Origin of the sequence: Nocardia sp. NPDC052566, from assembly GCF_044547285.1 — a bacterium.
Taxonomy (GTDB): Bacteria; Actinomycetota; Actinomycetes; order Mycobacteriales; family Mycobacteriaceae; genus Nocardia.
This window is the reverse complement of record NZ_JBIUAF010000010.1, coordinates 160,013-174,116: the sequence shown is the minus strand read 5'-3', so window position 1 is coordinate 174,116 and position 14,104 is coordinate 160,013. Positions and strand designations below refer to the sequence as shown.

12 protein-coding genes and 1 pseudogene are annotated in these 14,104 nt (G+C 65.6%); 7 read left to right on the top strand and 6 right to left on the bottom strand.

The genetic code is table 11. From position 1 onward, the window contains the following. The first annotated feature begins 31 nt into the window (after nt 1-31). The 4 genes from ACIG5A_RS42980 to ACIG5A_RS42965 all read left to right on the top strand — a co-directional run bounded on the left by ACIG5A_RS42980 (nt 32) and on the right by ACIG5A_RS42965 (nt 4,284). Nucleotides 32-1,480, top strand: coding sequence for an amidase (locus ACIG5A_RS42980; protein ID WP_397251278.1), 1,449 nt, complete (start codon nt 32-34; stop codon nt 1,478-1,480). Nucleotides 1,481-1,570: 90 nt separating this feature from the next. Then, a complete protein-coding gene (locus ACIG5A_RS42975) occupies nt 1,571-2,542 on the top strand; it encodes a Kelch repeat-containing protein (protein ID WP_397251276.1) in 972 nt (323 codons plus the stop codon). After that, complete coding sequence (locus ACIG5A_RS42970) at nt 2,539-3,132, top strand: DUF305 domain-containing protein (RefSeq protein WP_397251274.1); 594 nt, start codon at nt 2,539-2,541, stop codon at nt 3,130-3,132. Before ACIG5A_RS42975 ends, ACIG5A_RS42970 begins: the two co-directional genes overlap by 4 nt. 93 nt (nt 3,133-3,225) lie before the next feature. Beyond that, the gene (locus ACIG5A_RS42965) at nt 3,226-4,284 is read left to right on the top strand and encodes an AraC family transcriptional regulator (RefSeq protein ID WP_397251272.1); all 1,059 of its coding nucleotides are present in this window, start codon (nt 3,226-3,228) and stop codon (nt 4,282-4,284) included. Nucleotides 4,285-4,320: 36 nt separating this feature from the next. On the opposite strand, the gene ACIG5A_RS42960 is transcribed toward ACIG5A_RS42965, so the two are convergent. Continuing rightward, nucleotides 4,321-5,286 carry a LysR family transcriptional regulator gene (locus ACIG5A_RS42960; RefSeq protein WP_397251270.1) on the bottom strand — a complete coding sequence of 322 codons (966 nt, stop codon included), beginning with the start codon at nt 5,284-5,286 and terminating at the stop codon, nt 4,321-4,323. 225 nt (nt 5,287-5,511) lie between these two features. Between ACIG5A_RS42960 and ACIG5A_RS42955 the strand changes: the two genes are divergently transcribed. Beyond that, nucleotides 5,512-6,861, top strand: coding sequence for an FAD-binding oxidoreductase (locus ACIG5A_RS42955; protein WP_397251268.1), 1,350 nt, complete (start codon nt 5,512-5,514; stop codon nt 6,859-6,861). 109 nt (nt 6,862-6,970) lie between these two features. Here the strand turns inward: ACIG5A_RS42955 and ACIG5A_RS42950 are convergent, their stop codons facing one another. Continuing rightward, on the bottom strand, nt 6,971-7,627 hold the full coding sequence (locus tag ACIG5A_RS42950; RefSeq protein WP_397251266.1) for a hypothetical protein: 657 nt from the start codon (nt 7,625-7,627) through the stop codon (nt 6,971-6,973). A gap of 160 nt (nt 7,628-7,787) precedes the next feature. Here ACIG5A_RS42950 and ACIG5A_RS42945 point away from each other — a divergent pair. Both ACIG5A_RS42945 and ACIG5A_RS42940 read left to right on the top strand, forming a co-directional pair. Beyond that, nucleotides 7,788-8,898: pseudogene (locus tag ACIG5A_RS42945) on the top strand (IS3 family transposase). 72 nt (nt 8,899-8,970) lie between these two features. Further along, complete coding sequence (locus ACIG5A_RS42940) at nt 8,971-9,222, top strand: type I-E CRISPR-associated protein Cas6/Cse3/CasE (RefSeq protein WP_397251263.1); 252 nt, start codon at nt 8,971-8,973, stop codon at nt 9,220-9,222. A gap of 185 nt (nt 9,223-9,407) precedes the next feature. On the opposite strand, the gene ACIG5A_RS42935 is transcribed toward ACIG5A_RS42940, so the two are convergent. The 4 genes from ACIG5A_RS42935 to ACIG5A_RS42920 form a co-directional block, all read right to left on the bottom strand. Next, nucleotides 9,408-11,168 (bottom strand): Hsp70 family protein, encoded by a 1,761-nt coding sequence (locus ACIG5A_RS42935; RefSeq protein WP_397251261.1) that lies wholly within the window; start codon nt 11,166-11,168, stop codon nt 9,408-9,410. Further along, entirely contained in the window at nt 11,165-11,596 is a 432-nt protein-coding gene (locus tag ACIG5A_RS42930) for a hypothetical protein (RefSeq protein ID WP_397251259.1), read from the bottom strand. The genes ACIG5A_RS42935 and ACIG5A_RS42930 overlap by 4 nt, the downstream gene beginning before the upstream one ends. A 204-nt stretch (nt 11,597-11,800) precedes the next feature. Further along, the gene (locus ACIG5A_RS42925; protein WP_397251257.1) at nt 11,801-12,490 is read right to left on the bottom strand and encodes a hypothetical protein; all 690 of its coding nucleotides are present in this window, start codon (nt 12,488-12,490) and stop codon (nt 11,801-11,803) included. A gap of 7 nt (nt 12,491-12,497) precedes the next feature. Beyond that, a complete protein-coding gene (locus tag ACIG5A_RS42920; protein ID WP_397251255.1) occupies nt 12,498-13,457 on the bottom strand; it encodes a hypothetical protein in 960 nt (319 codons plus the stop codon). Between the last annotated feature and the right edge of the window lie 647 nt (nt 13,458-14,104).

Sequence of the window (14,104 nt, the reverse complement as noted above, 5' to 3'; positions counted from 1 at the left end):
GAACCGAACCCCACTCCGATTGGGAGCAGCCATGTCTGGTCACAGCAATGAAGCCGCCCAGCACCCGGTGATCCACGCATTCGGCGACGACGCGCTCGGCGAACTGGACGCGGTCGGGGTCGCCGAACGCATCCGCTCAGGCGCGCTGGACCGTCGCGCCGTGATCGAGGCCGCGATCGCCCGAATCGAACGGGTGGACCCGACCCTGGGCGCACTCCGGGCCGAATGCTTCGACTGGGCTCGGCACGCGGCCGTGGACGACGGCGCGCCGTTCGCCGGTGTGCCCACGGTCATCAAGGACAACAACGCGGTGGCGGCACTGCCCACCGGCATGGGATCGGCTGCGGTGCGGCCACATCCCGCCACCCGGACCGATCCGCCCGCGCGGCAACTACTGGCGCAGGGCGTCGTGCTGCTCGGCAAATCCGCCATGCCCGAATTCGGTCTCACCCCCGTCAGCGAGTATGCCGGCCGACCGCCCACCCGGAACCCGTGGCACACCGACCGTTCGGCCGGTGGGTCCTCGGCGGGCTCCGGTGCGCTGGTGGCCGCGGGCGCGGTGCCGATCGCGCACGGCAACGATGCCGGTGGCTCCATCCGGATACCGGCGGCCGCGAACGGCTTGGTGGGACTGAAGGTCACCCGGGGCCGCCTGCTCGATGTGGCGGGGGTGCGGCAGCTGCCCGTCAATCTCGTCGTCGAGGGGGTGCTGACCCGCACCGTGCGCGATACGGCCCACTATCTCGCCTCCGCCGAAAAGTACTACCACAACCGGAAACTGCCCCGGGTGGGACTGGTGGCGCACCCGTCGGACCGACGGTTGCGGATCGGCCTGCTGACCACCGATACTCGCGGGGTGCCCGCGCATCCGGCCATGGCCGAGGTTGCACGATCGGCCGCGGCGCTGCTGGAGCGGATGGGCCACGACATCGAGACCGTCGATAGCGACGCCATCGCCGACCCGCGACTCATCGAGGATTTCCAATACTATTGGGGATCGGTCGCCATGCTGATCGTGATCGCGAACCAGGTCGAGCACGGACGGCACTTCGATCCCCGAGACCTCGAGCCGTTCACCCGGGGGCTGATGGCCCAGACCGCGCGCCACCCGCTCGCCACGGCACGGGGCATGGCGCGCCTGCGCCGAGCACACCTGCGCTACGAGGCCGTGTTCCTTCGGCGGAACCTGGACATCGTGCTGAGTCCGGTTCTCGGCCAACCCATTCCACTACTCGGGGAGCTGGCGACCGATCAGCCGTTCGATGATCTGCTCGCCAAGCTGACCGACTACGTCGCGTTCACACCCGTGGAGAACGTCACCGGGTCGCCCGCGATCGCGGTGCCGTACGGCATGACCGCCGACGGGATACCCGGCTCCATCCACCTGTCCGCGGGCCGCGGCGGGGAACGGCTGCTACTGGAGTTGGCCTACGAACTCGAAGCGGCAGCCGTCTTTCCCCGCATCCAGGACCAACCGTGACCGGAGTTCGTGGTCGGCGATGGTAGCGTGCTCGACGCGAACTCGTTCGCGCATACCCGTTCTCACTCACTCCGGACCGGCGGGAGAGACATGGCGCGTCGTTTTTCGGTACTCGGAACAGTGGGCAATGGCGTCCTCGCGCTGCTGGTGGCCACCGCCCCGCCGAGTGCGATGGCCGACCCGCCCGCGGCATGGCGTTCCGCCGCGCCGCTCCCCCACGCCCTCCAAGAGGTCGGCTCGGTGGCCCTCGGCGACAATGTCTACGTGGCAGGCGGACTCGGCACGCCCGCGGAACTGTTCTCGAACCATCACCTGCGATTCGATACGCGAACCGGTGAATGGCGGCAGCTGGCCCCGATACCGGTCGCGCAGCATCATCTCCAGGGCGTCGCGGTCGACGGAAAGATCTACTACCTCGGCGGCGAAGAGGGCGCCGCACTCATCCCCAACGGGCGGGTGTGGGAGTACGACCCGGCCACCGACCGATTCACCCAGCGCACCGGCATGCCCGCGGACCGTATTCGGGGTGCGGCCGGTGTCGCGGCGCACGACGGCAGGATCTACGTCGCGGGCGGTTACAACGGGCTAGCCGCCGCGTTGCCGTACTTCGACGTGTACGACCCCGCGACCGACACCTGGGCGGCGCTGCCGGATATGCCCAATGCCAGGGAGCATCTCGGGGCCGCGGTGGTCGATGGGAAGTTCTACGCCGTAGGCGGGCGGTTCGTGATTCAACCGGCGTTCGTGCGGCCGACCGATGTGTTCGACTTCGGGACGCGGACCTGGAGCACGGGCTGGCCGATACCGCGTGGCCGCGGCGGTCTGGGCGTGGCGGCGATCGGCCAGCGAATCTACGCGTTCGGGGGCGAGGGCATCGGACCCGCGTTCGACTACACCGATGTGCTCGACACCGCCACCATGACATGGTCGCCGGGGCCGCCGATGCCGCTGGGACGCCACGGCATTCAAGCGGCGACGGTCGGCCGGGACCTGTTCCTCGCCGGAGGCGCGGAGATCAGCGCCTATTGGCCCGCCGCCGACGTCCAGGTGTTCCAGCCGTGACGGGGCGACCCGCACGAACCGCCGCGCTGGCCTTCATTACCGTCGTCACGGCCGCGGCGCTGTTCGGCGCCGGTCGCCTCACGGCCGATCCTGGGCAGTCGCCAGGTCCGAATCAGGTCGATGTCGGGTTCGCTCAGGACATGCGCGAGCACCACAGCCAGGCGGCGACAATGTCATTGGCGATGCTGGAGCGCGCGGCCGATCCAGAGGTCCGCCGGCTCGCGCGCGATATCGGCACGGCGCAGCTGATGGAGATCGGAACCCTCGGCGGCTGGCTCATGTTGTGGGCTCGACCCGAGCAGAGCGACCATACGATGAGCTGGCTGCCCGCCGACGCCCCGCACGCCGTGGACCGGTCGATGGGTATGGCATCGGGTTCGGACCTGCGAAACCTGTCCACGCTCCCGGTCGCCGAGGCCGAACGGCTCTTCCTGACACTGATGCGGACACACCATCTCGCCGGAATACACATGGCGCACGCCGCCGCCGACCGCGCGAATATCTCCCAGCTCAGGGATTTGGCCAGGGCGATGGCGGCGGCGCAGGAACTCGATATCGCCCGCATCGATCGCCTGACGGACATTCTCTGAATTCGATTGCCCACGTGTCCCGGGCAGTGTCCGTAGGCGGGGCGGTATGCTCCCCCTAATTCGCTGACCATTTGCTGCTGAATCGGGTGAGTGATGGCAGTTATCAGCAGAATCGACGAACCGATCATTCCGCCCGCGCACATCGCGTGCGCTGTCGAATGGGGCCGGGAGAACGGCCTGCCGACCGACAGCTGGTTCGTGGGTACCGGAATCCGCCCCGAGCAACTGGACGAGCCGGGCTGCAAGCTGTCCTATCGGCAGGCCGCGCAGATTCTGCGCCGCGCCGTCGAAGGCCGCGGTGACATGCCCGTCGGAATGTATATCTCGTGCCGCGATGTGCTGAAGACCTTCGGCATGCTCGGCATGCTGGTGCGCTCGTGCGGCACGCTCGGCCAGGCTCTCACGGTCGGCATCCAGATGCACCAGGCCGCAGGCACGATGATGGACCTCACGCTGGAGGACTTCGGCGACAACATCGCCATCGTCGCCCACGAGCGAATGCCCGATCCGGTCATTCTGCCCGCGCTGTCCGAAGGCGCCTGCTCGGTCGTGCTGATCGCCCGGGCCGCGCTCGGCGAAGATTTCGCCCCGGCCCTGATGCAGTTCGCGTACCCGGAACCGGATTACAGCGCCGAGTATCGCAACTTCTTCCGCTGCCCCATCGAATACAACGCCCCGGTGGGCCGGATCGTCTTCACTCCGGCCATGCTCGACACCCCGATTCCGACCCACAACGAGGAGAACCTGAGACTGGCGATGGAGGCCTGCCGCCGACTGGTGGACACGCCCGAGAACCGGCCGTCCGTCGTCGCGGCGGTCGAGGGCGTGCTGGCCCAGCGGCTACGGGACCACTCCACCATGGCCGACGTCGCCCGGCGGCTGCTGGTGAGCGAGCGGGCGCTGCGCCGACAGCTCGCCGAGGCGGGCGCCCGTTTCAGCGATATCCGCGACGGCGTGCGCAGACAGCGAGCGACCACGCTGGTCGAGGAGACCCGGATGTCGATCGCCCAGGTGGCCGCCGAGGTCGGTTTCAGCGACGCACGCGAATTCCGCCGCGCATACATCCGCTGGACCGGCGAACCACCGACCGCGGCCCGGCGCAGGCATCACAACCGAAACGCAGGAGACGGCCATGCCCACGCGCAGCAGTAGCGCCGGCGTCTGCCCGGCAGCGCCACGCCGACGCCGTCAGCGCACGCGCGTCGACTCAGCGACGGCGTACGCGCCGGGAGAGCGGACACGGGAATGGAATTCGGCCAAACCGCGGCGGCGCTCCTCGAGAAATTGAGCGAAACCGCGGGCGGCCGGCACCGCTTCGTGACCGCGTGGAACGGCGAGATCCACCCGGCGTTCGAGTTGCGCGTCGCTGACCGGGATCGCGCGCACCGGGCATTGGGTGTCGTCGCGGGCGGCGATGAGTCCCGCCGGAGCGAAGGCGATACCGAGTTCCGCGGCAACCAGGTCCAGGACCATGGCCCATTCGTTCACCTCGCAGGTGATCTCCCTGGTCACACCCGCGGCGGCGAAAGCATTGTCGACCGTGATGCGATTGGCCCATTCGGGATGGGTTTCGATGAACCGTTCCCCGTTCAGCTGGGACAGCTCGACCGAATCGAATGCCGCGAGACGGTGATTCCGCGGGACCGCCAGCACGATCGGTTCGGCCGCCAGGGGCACCAATTCGAGACGGTGAGTATGCCCCGGCAGGGGAGTCACCAGCGCGCAATCCAATTCGCCCTCCCGGACCATGCGCAGTGCCCGCGTGCCCGGCATCTGGCGGACCCGGATGTCGAGCGCCGGATGTTCCCGCGCGAATTCGGCCAGCCAGCAGGCGAACGGAAACAGGTGTCGGCTGGCCTGATAGGCGCCGATCCGCAAACGACCGGTCAGCAGACCGCGCACCGAGTGCACGGCCCGATACGCCGCGTCGCCCGCTTCGAGGGCATGCCGGGCGGCGGGCACCAGGGCCTCGCCCTCGGCCGTCAGTCGAAGTGGGCGGGTGCCCCGCACATACAGATCCGCGCCGATGTCTTTTTCCAGCGCGTGCACGGACGATGAGAGACCTGATTGCACAATGTGTTCGCGCTGGGCGGCACGGGTGAAACTCCGCTCCTCCGCGAGCGCGACGAAATGCCGCAACTGACGGATCTCCATCTCCTCATTGAGACATGAGAGCCATGGGTTTGCCAGCCGTGGATCAAATATGTGACAAAAGATTCTGCATTTCCAGCGAGTGATCCCGGTCATATCGCGATGGATAGATCTGGAGATGCGCTTCATCTCCGATTCGCGCCCTATTCCGGGTATCGCGAGTCGTCGGCCGATGGTTCCCCCGAACACCAGGGCAGCGCGCCCGAATATGACGACAGGAGAACGATCGTGGAAGACATCGAGGGATTGCGTTCCGCCGTGCGCGGTCGTGTTTCACTGCCGGGCGACGACGATTTCGAACAGAGCGGATTGCCGTGGAACAGCGCTGTCGCACAAGACGTGCGGGCGGTGGTACGCGTCGCCGACGCCGAGGACGCGGCGGCCCTGGTGCGGTACGCCCGCGCCATCGGCGTGCCGCTCTCGGTCCAGCCGAATGGGCACGGTGCCAGCGGGAGCGCCGCGGGCACGATCCTGGTGCGCACCGGCGCGCTCGACGAGGTGCGCATCGATCCCGTTCGACGGGCGGCTCGCGTCGGTGCGGGCGTCGCCTGGGACCGGGTGCAGGCGGCGGCGAGCGAATTCGGCCTCACCGGACTGGCGGGCAGTTCCGCCGTGGTCAACGTCGTCGGCTACACCCTCGGCGGCGGGCTCAGCTGGTTCGGCCGAGCGTATGGCTGGGCGGCCGACAGCGTGACCGCGTTCGAGATCGTGGACGCCGACGGTATGGCCGCGCGGGTCACCGCGTACACCGACCCGGACCTGTTCTGGGCGCTGCGCGGTGGTGGCGGCGACTTCGCGCTCGTCACCGCCGTGGAGTTCGCACTGCATCTCGCGCCGTCGGTGTACGGCGGCCGCATGCTCTGGCCAGCACGACAGGCGGCGCGCGTGCTTGCGGAATTCGGCGCGATCACCGCCGCGGCGCCCCGCACCCTGACGGTCTGGGCGAACCTGCTGGCATTCCCGGGCGCCGACCCGATGGTCAGCGTCGATGTCACCTATCTCGGTGACGCCGCCGTGGGCGCGAGGTTCCTGGCGCCGCTGGACGACATCGGCGACCGCATCTCCGACACCAGGCGTCCCATACTCCTCCCCCAACTGGGATCCATTGCGGCCGAACCCATTTCGCCGAGCCCGAATCAACAGCACGCCGAACTGCTCACCGGGCTGGATGAGGCAGCCTGTGCGGCACTGCTGTCCGCACCACCGGGCCCGGTCACCGCGATCAACATCCGCCATCTCGGCGGCGCGCTCACTCACCGGTCCGACAGCCCGATCGGCATACTGACCGAGCCGTACCTCATCAACTTCCTCGGCTTCCCCACCACCCCCGGCGCCCCCACCGCCATCCGTGCCCGAACGGGGCAGTACCTGGACCGGCTCGCCCCCCGGCTCAGCGGCCGGGTGCCCTTCAATTTCCTGACCAGAGGCGAATCCGCCGCCCGCGCTTTCGATCACGACACACTGACGCGACTGCGTCGCATCAAATCCGACCGTGACCCCGACGGCGTATTCCACAGCAACTTCCCCGTACGCGAGGAGGACCGGTCATGGACCGCGCGCTCCGGAGCGTCGGCGTGATCACCGTCCTGGTGCCCGATGACTAGGGGCAGCGACTACTGGCGCGGATCGATGGTGTGCGACCGGTGCGGTTCCGGCTCGGTGCACCATTGCCCGCCGCCGGTGCCGCTCAGTTCAGGTGCACCCGGAGGATAGTGCCCAGTTCGCTGCCGAGCACGAGATCGCCGCCCGGCGCGGTGTGGACAGATGCCAGCGGTTCGCCTCGGTACACGTCGCAGGTGCTGCCGGTGGCCGGATCGATGCGCACCAGGCGGCCGAGTGCGGTTGCGGCATAGAGCATTCCGTCCACACCCGCCTCGAGACCGTCCGGGAGCGCGGGCAGCAGCGTCGGGTCGAGCAGGGCGACCGTACTGCGCCGGGACGGATCGGCGAGGTTCATGCGCACGATCTGGCCGCCGAGCGTGGGAGTGACAGTCACATACAAGGTGTCACCGATGCGCGTCAGGCCGTTCGCGCCGAACAGCCGAGCGCGATCGGACCAATCCCGATCGATCACGCCATCGGGGCGGATACGGGTGACGCCGGAGATGGTGTCCGTAATATAGAAGTTCCCCTCGGAATCGAACACCGCCCCGTTGGTCATGCTGGCGCCGATCGCGAACAACTGCGGAACGGGTTGCGCCGCAGCCGGATCCAAGCGCACCACACCGGCCAGACCCCATCCGGGAATGGGACTGGTCACACTGTCGCCGTAGTTGACGTACAACAAACCGTCCGGCCCGGACCTGATTCCGGCGGGGAAGGGCAGCAGGACGGACGCCGTCAACTGCCCGTCCGGGCCATACCGCTCGAGACGCTGCCAGACGAGGCGAGACACCCACAAGTTGCCGTACGCGTCATAGCCGAGGTGACCTGACCCCGTGATTTCGGTCCGGGGTATGTGAGAGCCCTGCGGCCCACGAAGTGGGCAGGAAGGCTCGAAGACCATGGCGACACGCAAGAGGCACACCCCTGAGCAGTCGTGCGGAAGCTGGGCGAGGCCGATCGACTGCTGGGCGAGGGCAAGGACATCGCCGAGGTGTGCCGGACCTTGCAGATTACCGAGGCCACCTACTACCGCTGGCGCAACCAGTTCGGAGGGCTCAAAGCCGACGACGCCAAACGCCTGAAAGACCTCGAACGCGAAAACTCCACCCTGAAAAGGCTTCTCGCCGAGGCTGAGCTGGAAAAGGCGGCGTTGAAGGAGATCGCCAAGGGAAACTTCTAGACCCGGAACGCCGGCGGGCGGCCGTGGCGCATCTGATGCGCGTGCTCGACGTGAGCGAGCGGTTCGCCTGCCGGATCACCGGGCAGCACCGAAGCACCCAACGCCAGCCTCCGGCCGCGCAGACGCCTGCAGATCCCGATGCGGCACTGCGTGATTGGCTGCGAACCTGGGCTCGCCACCATCCACGGCAGGGATTCCGCCGTGCCTACCACGACGCCCGCGCCGAGGGCTGGACGGTCAATCACAAGAAGATCCAACGCCTCTGGCGCGACGAGGGCCTACGAGTGCCACAGCGTCGCCGCAGAAAACGCCTGGGCATCTCCACCGCGACCACGGCGACCGCGAATGCGCCGAATCGGGTGTGGGCGGTGGATTTCCAGTTCGACGCCACCGACGACGGCCGCCCGGTCAAAATCGTCTCGATCGTCGACGAGCACACCCGCGAATGCCTCGGCGGCCTGGTCGAGCGTTCGATCACCGCCGATCGGCTCATCGATGAGCTCGACCGCATCGCCGTCGACCGCGGCTATCCCGCCGTGCTGCGCTGCGACAACGGCCCCGAACTGGCCGCCGCCGTGATGGCCGAGTGGGCCGGCGAGCGGGTCGGTTTGGCGTTCATCCCGCCCGGTCAGCCCTGGCGCAACGGCTACATCGAATCGTTCAACGGCCGCTTGCACGACGAAGGCCTCAACATCAACAGCTTCTGGTCACTCACCCAGGCCCGCATCGTGATCAGCGACTGGAAAGACGAATACAACCACCGCCGAAGACATTCCGCACTGGGCTACCAAACCCCAGCCGGATACGCTGCAACCTGCATCCACCGATAACCGGCTCTCACAACAGATGGACCGAATCACGGGGTCCCGTCACCTGCTCAACTCTACCTGCAGCCCTTCCGCATGAGCGGCCACATTCCCCGCCCAGCCCGCAATCCGCCCTCGGTCCGCCGTGTCGTCGCCTGGATCATGAGCGTCCACGAGCTAGGCGACCCGGGCCGCGGAGGCAATCCGGCAATTACTATCGCGACTTCGACATTCGAAGGCACGGCAATGATCGCTGATTCGGCACGCGTACGCGCCGCCATACTCACCGGAATCGGCCGAGGACGTGCACACGGCTGTGGCTTACTGTCGCTCACACCCACCAGCTAACTCGCACGCCAGCCGCTCGTCGAGACAGAGTCTCAATCGGCTGGGCTCAGCGGGTTTTGATGTCCCGACGGTCCGATGACTCCAAGCCTGCCAACAACGCACCGACGGCCTCCTCTACGGATACCTTGTCGAAACGGGACTCCCCCTCGAACCCTAGCTCCATGAGTTCAACCTCAGTAGCCGGTTCATCTTGAGCCACAACGGCATTCGGGGTCGTTGGACCTACGCTTGCAGACGGCACACGGCTCATAGTAGAGCCGCTCCTCGTCTTGTCTCTTCGTAGCGCGTTCCGCCAAGCCGGGAGAGAAGAGCACCCGGTTATAGGTGTACAGCAGTTCTCCCGGCACCAGAGAGTTGTCCTTCTTGTCGGCGAGATTCGATCGCACCACAAGCGCTCCGCGATCGAATAACTCCTCGCGAGGTGCCGGTGGGCCGTTCTCCTCCACTACACTCTCGGCCTGTTTGACTGGACCAAGCGAAATACCGAATTCGAGATCGTGGACAGATATCTGCTCGGAGCGTCGGAGCAGTCCGGACGTTGCCTTCGCGTGCAGGACGCCGTCGCTGTCGACGGTGGTTGCCAACGTCAGTCTTTCGATGAACGGCCTGGCTCTGCTGTCGACATCGAGACTGAGATTGCCGATCTCGTCACGCGGATCGGACTTCTGAGCGCTTCCGTCTGGTCGGACCGGAGTGCAGAGCTGGAATTTCGCACGTCCGTCGCGTGGATCTACGCAGAAGAGTTCCAGTTCGTCTTTCAGCTCCTGCCCTTCGAAGGGGATGCGGGTGCCGGCCCTGACCAGGCGGTGGAACGAGCCCCGCGCGAGCTGTATTTCGATATCTTTGGCCAGTTCCAGTTGCTGTTTGTCGTAGGCGATCCATGCCGCTCCTTGGGCGATAAGCGTTGCGCTGTTCCGCGACACCACGACGCGATGTGCGCCCAGGTACTCCCGTAACCGCGCCGAGATCGCCGGCATCCGCGACATGCCGCCGGTCACCAAACACAACGCGACCTGTGATTCGCTCAGGTGCGCGGCGTCGAGCAATGCGGTGATGCGGTGCATTGCACGGTCGATCAGTGGTTTCGTGACCAACTCGAGCTCGTCACGGGACATTCGATAAGAGAGCGGGCGGCCGGAACTGTGGAAGTTCCGAATGTAGAGGGTGGCGTCAGAATCGGACGACAGATTGATCTTCAGCTGCTCGCACCTGTTGCGGAGCTGCCTTCGTCGCTCTGAATCGATGTCACTCAGTTCATCGGCGGCGTTCGCCAGCACCCAGTTGCGGAGAGTGTCGTCGAAGACATCGCCGCCGAACTCCTCGGTGCCGCTGTTCTGCAGCTGCACGACTCGGCCGTTCTCGAACCGGCACAGGGTGAGATCCAGCGTGCCGCCGCCCCAGTCCACCACCAGAATGTTCTTTCGGTCGTAGCGCTGGACGAAGTCTGTACCGCGCAGCGGTCGAACATGACCGTAGAGGGCTGCGAACGGTTCGTGGACGAACTGGACGACGCGAATTCCCGCGCGTGCGTACGCCTCTCGTAGCGCTCGGCGGCGGGGGCCGTTCATGGTGACGGGAATCGTCGCTACCGCCTCGCTGATTTCGGCGAGGTAGCTCGCATTACGGTTCGAGATCAGGGCGCGATGCTTGACGTGATCTATGACGTCGTAGGTCACGTCGATCGGGCTGAGCTCGACGCCGCCTACGGTGATGGTCTCGTCACCGAGGTATGTCTTCGGCGACCTGACGAAGTTTCCATGTATTCCGAGCCCGGGGGCATCGAGAGCGTCCCTGGCCTCCCGGCCGACGGTCGTGCGGACGCCTTCGTACTTGACGACCGACGGCACCGGCAGGCCGTCCTCGTCCAGTAGGTCGTAGACGCACTCGTCGTCTACCACCGAGACGAGGCTGTTGGTGGTGCCGAAATCGAAGCCAACGACGGTCATACTGTGTCCCCCTGTGGATCCTGCTTGTCACGGCGCAGTGACGACAGGCTGTTTCTCAGCGCATTCACGGAGCGTTTGACGAACTCCTCGGTGACCTGCGGCTGGTTGTGTCCGAGTGCGTCCAGTGCGTCTTCGAGAGATTCGACCTGGGTTGCGATCACCTTCGCGGTTTCGATACGCATCGTCTCGAAATCGGTTGTCGCACGCATTCGTTCGCTGCGGTGCGTGTCAATCGCCCGCCGGAGTTCCGATTGTGTGGCGCGCAACTGCGCGTCGAGTTCCGCAGCGTGCCGCTGAGCGGTCTCCAGATGCTCGGTGAGCCTGCTCGCCTGGAACTCCGCCGAGTCGGCTCGGCTCGTAGCCGCGTCCCGAGCATCTTCGACAGCACGGCGTCGTCGTCGAGCGGATTCAACGAGTACCGCCGCCATCTGGCGCGCATCCTGCTGCGATGTGATCAGCTTTACCCGGTGTGCGGTGGACGCGACAGCCGTACCGTCCGGACGCCAAATGTGTTCTGCCAGTGTGTCGACGAAGGTGTCCTCGCTCCATTCTGCGCACGATGCGGCGATGAGGATTGCGATGCAGATAGCGTTGTCCCGAAGGCTTTCCAGCTCAGCCGGTTTGAGTTTGAGTTAATCCTTGCCGTCGAACGTGCCAACAACGCGGTCGCGCAGGCGAATAACTAGGAGCTGGAGAGTGTTGGCGTCGTGGGTGCCGGTCAGCAATGCCGACAGTCGGTCCGCGGTCTCCTGGTCGCCGACGAATGCGGGCTGCAGGCCCAACAAACGGGCGGCGAGGGCTGTCAGGTTCCGCCGGGCTGCACCACGGAGGTTCGACCTGTCAGCGGTCTTCATCAATGCCAACGCCGTTGAGAGTCTCGTGTCGCGGGCCGCGATCTCGCGGATCGCGTCATCGAACCGTTCGAGGTCCGTCGTGGCCGCCAACGCGGCCCGGGCCACTGAGCCTTCCCGCAGCTCGACAGCGGTGAGCTTGCCCTCGGCGTCGAGAACACATCGGAGAAAGTCGGCAAACGAGTTCGCATCCGCGATAGTGACTTTCGGCTTAGTGGCAGGCTTCTTCGCTTTGGCCGCAGTGGTGGACGGCACGGAATCGGCTGATTGAGAGCCTTCGGCCGTGAGCGTGCCCCGGAGTGACTGCTTATCCTGCTGACCCGACGGGGATGTTTCGACTTGACCAGGTAGGGGTGTCTCGGTACTGCTGCCCGCTGAGGTATCCAGGGCTTCTGGATCGTCCGGATTCGCCCGGATTTCGTGGTCATTCTCCGGTAGACGGGCGCCGCTGCGTCCTGTGCCGTGTGCCATATGAGTCCTAATCGGTGACGAGATCGACACGGGCATCGACCCACTGTTCGGGCAGCCCATATTGACTGGCGTCGTTCAGGATTCGCGGCGCGCGGGGATCACCCGTCGCCAGATGGTGTTCCGCAGTGAACAGTTCGACCTTGAACCGGTCATAGGAGTCGGTAACGCCGTACCTGAACGCGGCCACCTCGGCGGTGGTCTCGGGTGTCATCGGCAGACTGAGAAAGATGACCAGTGCGGCGGTTTGATCATCCATCAGCGCCTGTTCGAGCTTCGACAGCCCGCCCTGAACTGCGGGCATGGGACAGGGAGGTGTCCGCGCCGCCAGGAGATCGGCCAGCCTGGTCGAGAGGTTGCCGAGCCGCTGACGCGACGTGCGACGGGCTGCATCCTCGAAGTGGTTGAAGTGGAACGAGATCAGGCTCGCAATCGCCAGCGCGACCGGTCTGTTGAGGTCATTGAGAAGGTCGGCAGCGCGATTCAGCTTGTCACGATTCTTGATTGCTGTCGTCGTATCAACGCACGATTGACGACCTGCAAACCAGTACAGGTATTCGGCGATGCCGCTGGCGTAGTGGACCGCGGTCGAGAACTCGCTGGTGCGTGTAAAGAACTCGTGGATAGACCTCGATGTGATGTCGCCGCCCTCGATCAGCCATGCCAGGGCGCCGTCCACGCCTCGGAGATCGTTCTCATCGGCAATCGAGATATCGAACTCGTAGCACTGAACAGAGCCCTCGAACTCGAGTTCGACCGCGACGATCCCCCGTTCGGCGAACAAGCAAGTTCCAAGGTCCGGCGGCGCGACTTCGGCGCCGTTGATCCGCGCCTTCGTGCAGCGTCCAGCATGCCAATCCAGCGGTCCGGGGAGCTGCTGAACGACGATTCGCGCTTGGCCGCAGATTCGGCCACGATGCAGTAGGACCGGGCGTGTGAAAGGGTGCGTGACGAAGAGGTGCTCACCCAACAAGGCCTGGTCCGAAAAGACTTCGGCGCATTTGGGGCACCTAATCGGGGGTGCCGATTGCTCCAGCGGTGGCACATATTCCTCTTCATGGAAGTCTCTGTAGCTCTCGGACCAATGCGCCAAATCTTTTCGCCCCCTATGTTGTGGAAAATGAAGTGACTCTTCATCATTGGCCGTTCACCGGATCGACGGTATGCGATGCGACGGCGACTGAGACGAGAGATCGGCCATGCTGCAGACGTGCCTTCCGAACTACGGCTTCGTGGTGGGTCTGCGAACTGGCTCAGCCGGTGAATCTCCCCCACAAGATGGCCATGGACCGGATGTGTGTCGACAGTTGCTCGCTCGGTAACAGCGCGCACCGCAGTTGGGCCTCTCATCATCCGGATCGTGTTGTGCTGCCGACAGTGTCGTAGAGGCGCATTCAATTGTCAACCGCGCCAACATATTCAGGCGCATCAAGCCGCGGTAGGCGAGGAACGAGCTGCTCAGGTCCGGAGATCCCGACGGGCGACGAGGGCAGGCGAGCATCAATGAGCGACATCGGATCATCCCACGCCTGGCACGGAGAGCCACACATGCCAATATGATCAACCAGCTGCTGGACCACGATGAAGGTTTGACCATGCCGAGCACACTCGGCCGCA

Coding starts and splice junctions, on each gene's coding strand:
- ACIG5A_RS42980 (WP_397251278.1), top strand. CDS start 32: ATGTCTGGTCACAGCAATGAAGCCGCCCAGCACCCGGTGATCCACGCA.
- ACIG5A_RS42975 (WP_397251276.1), top strand. CDS start 1,571: ATGGCGCGTCGTTTTTCGGTACTCGGAACAGTGGGCAATGGCGTCCTC.
- ACIG5A_RS42965 (WP_397251272.1), top strand. CDS start 3,226: ATGGCAGTTATCAGCAGAATCGACGAACCGATCATTCCGCCCGCGCAC.
- ACIG5A_RS42960 (WP_397251270.1), bottom strand. CDS start 5,286: ATGGAGATCCGTCAGTTGCGGCATTTCGTCGCGCTCGCGGAGGAGCGG.
- ACIG5A_RS42940 (WP_397251263.1), top strand. CDS start 8,971: ATGAGCGGCCACATTCCCCGCCCAGCCCGCAATCCGCCCTCGGTCCGC.
- ACIG5A_RS42935 (WP_397251261.1), bottom strand. CDS start 11,168: ATGACCGTCGTTGGCTTCGATTTCGGCACCACCAACAGCCTCGTCTCG.
- ACIG5A_RS42930 (WP_397251259.1), bottom strand. CDS start 11,596: ATGGCGGCGGTACTCGTTGAATCCGCTCGACGACGACGCCGTGCTGTC.
- ACIG5A_RS42925 (WP_397251257.1), bottom strand. CDS start 12,490: ATGGCACACGGCACAGGACGCAGCGGCGCCCGTCTACCGGAGAATGAC.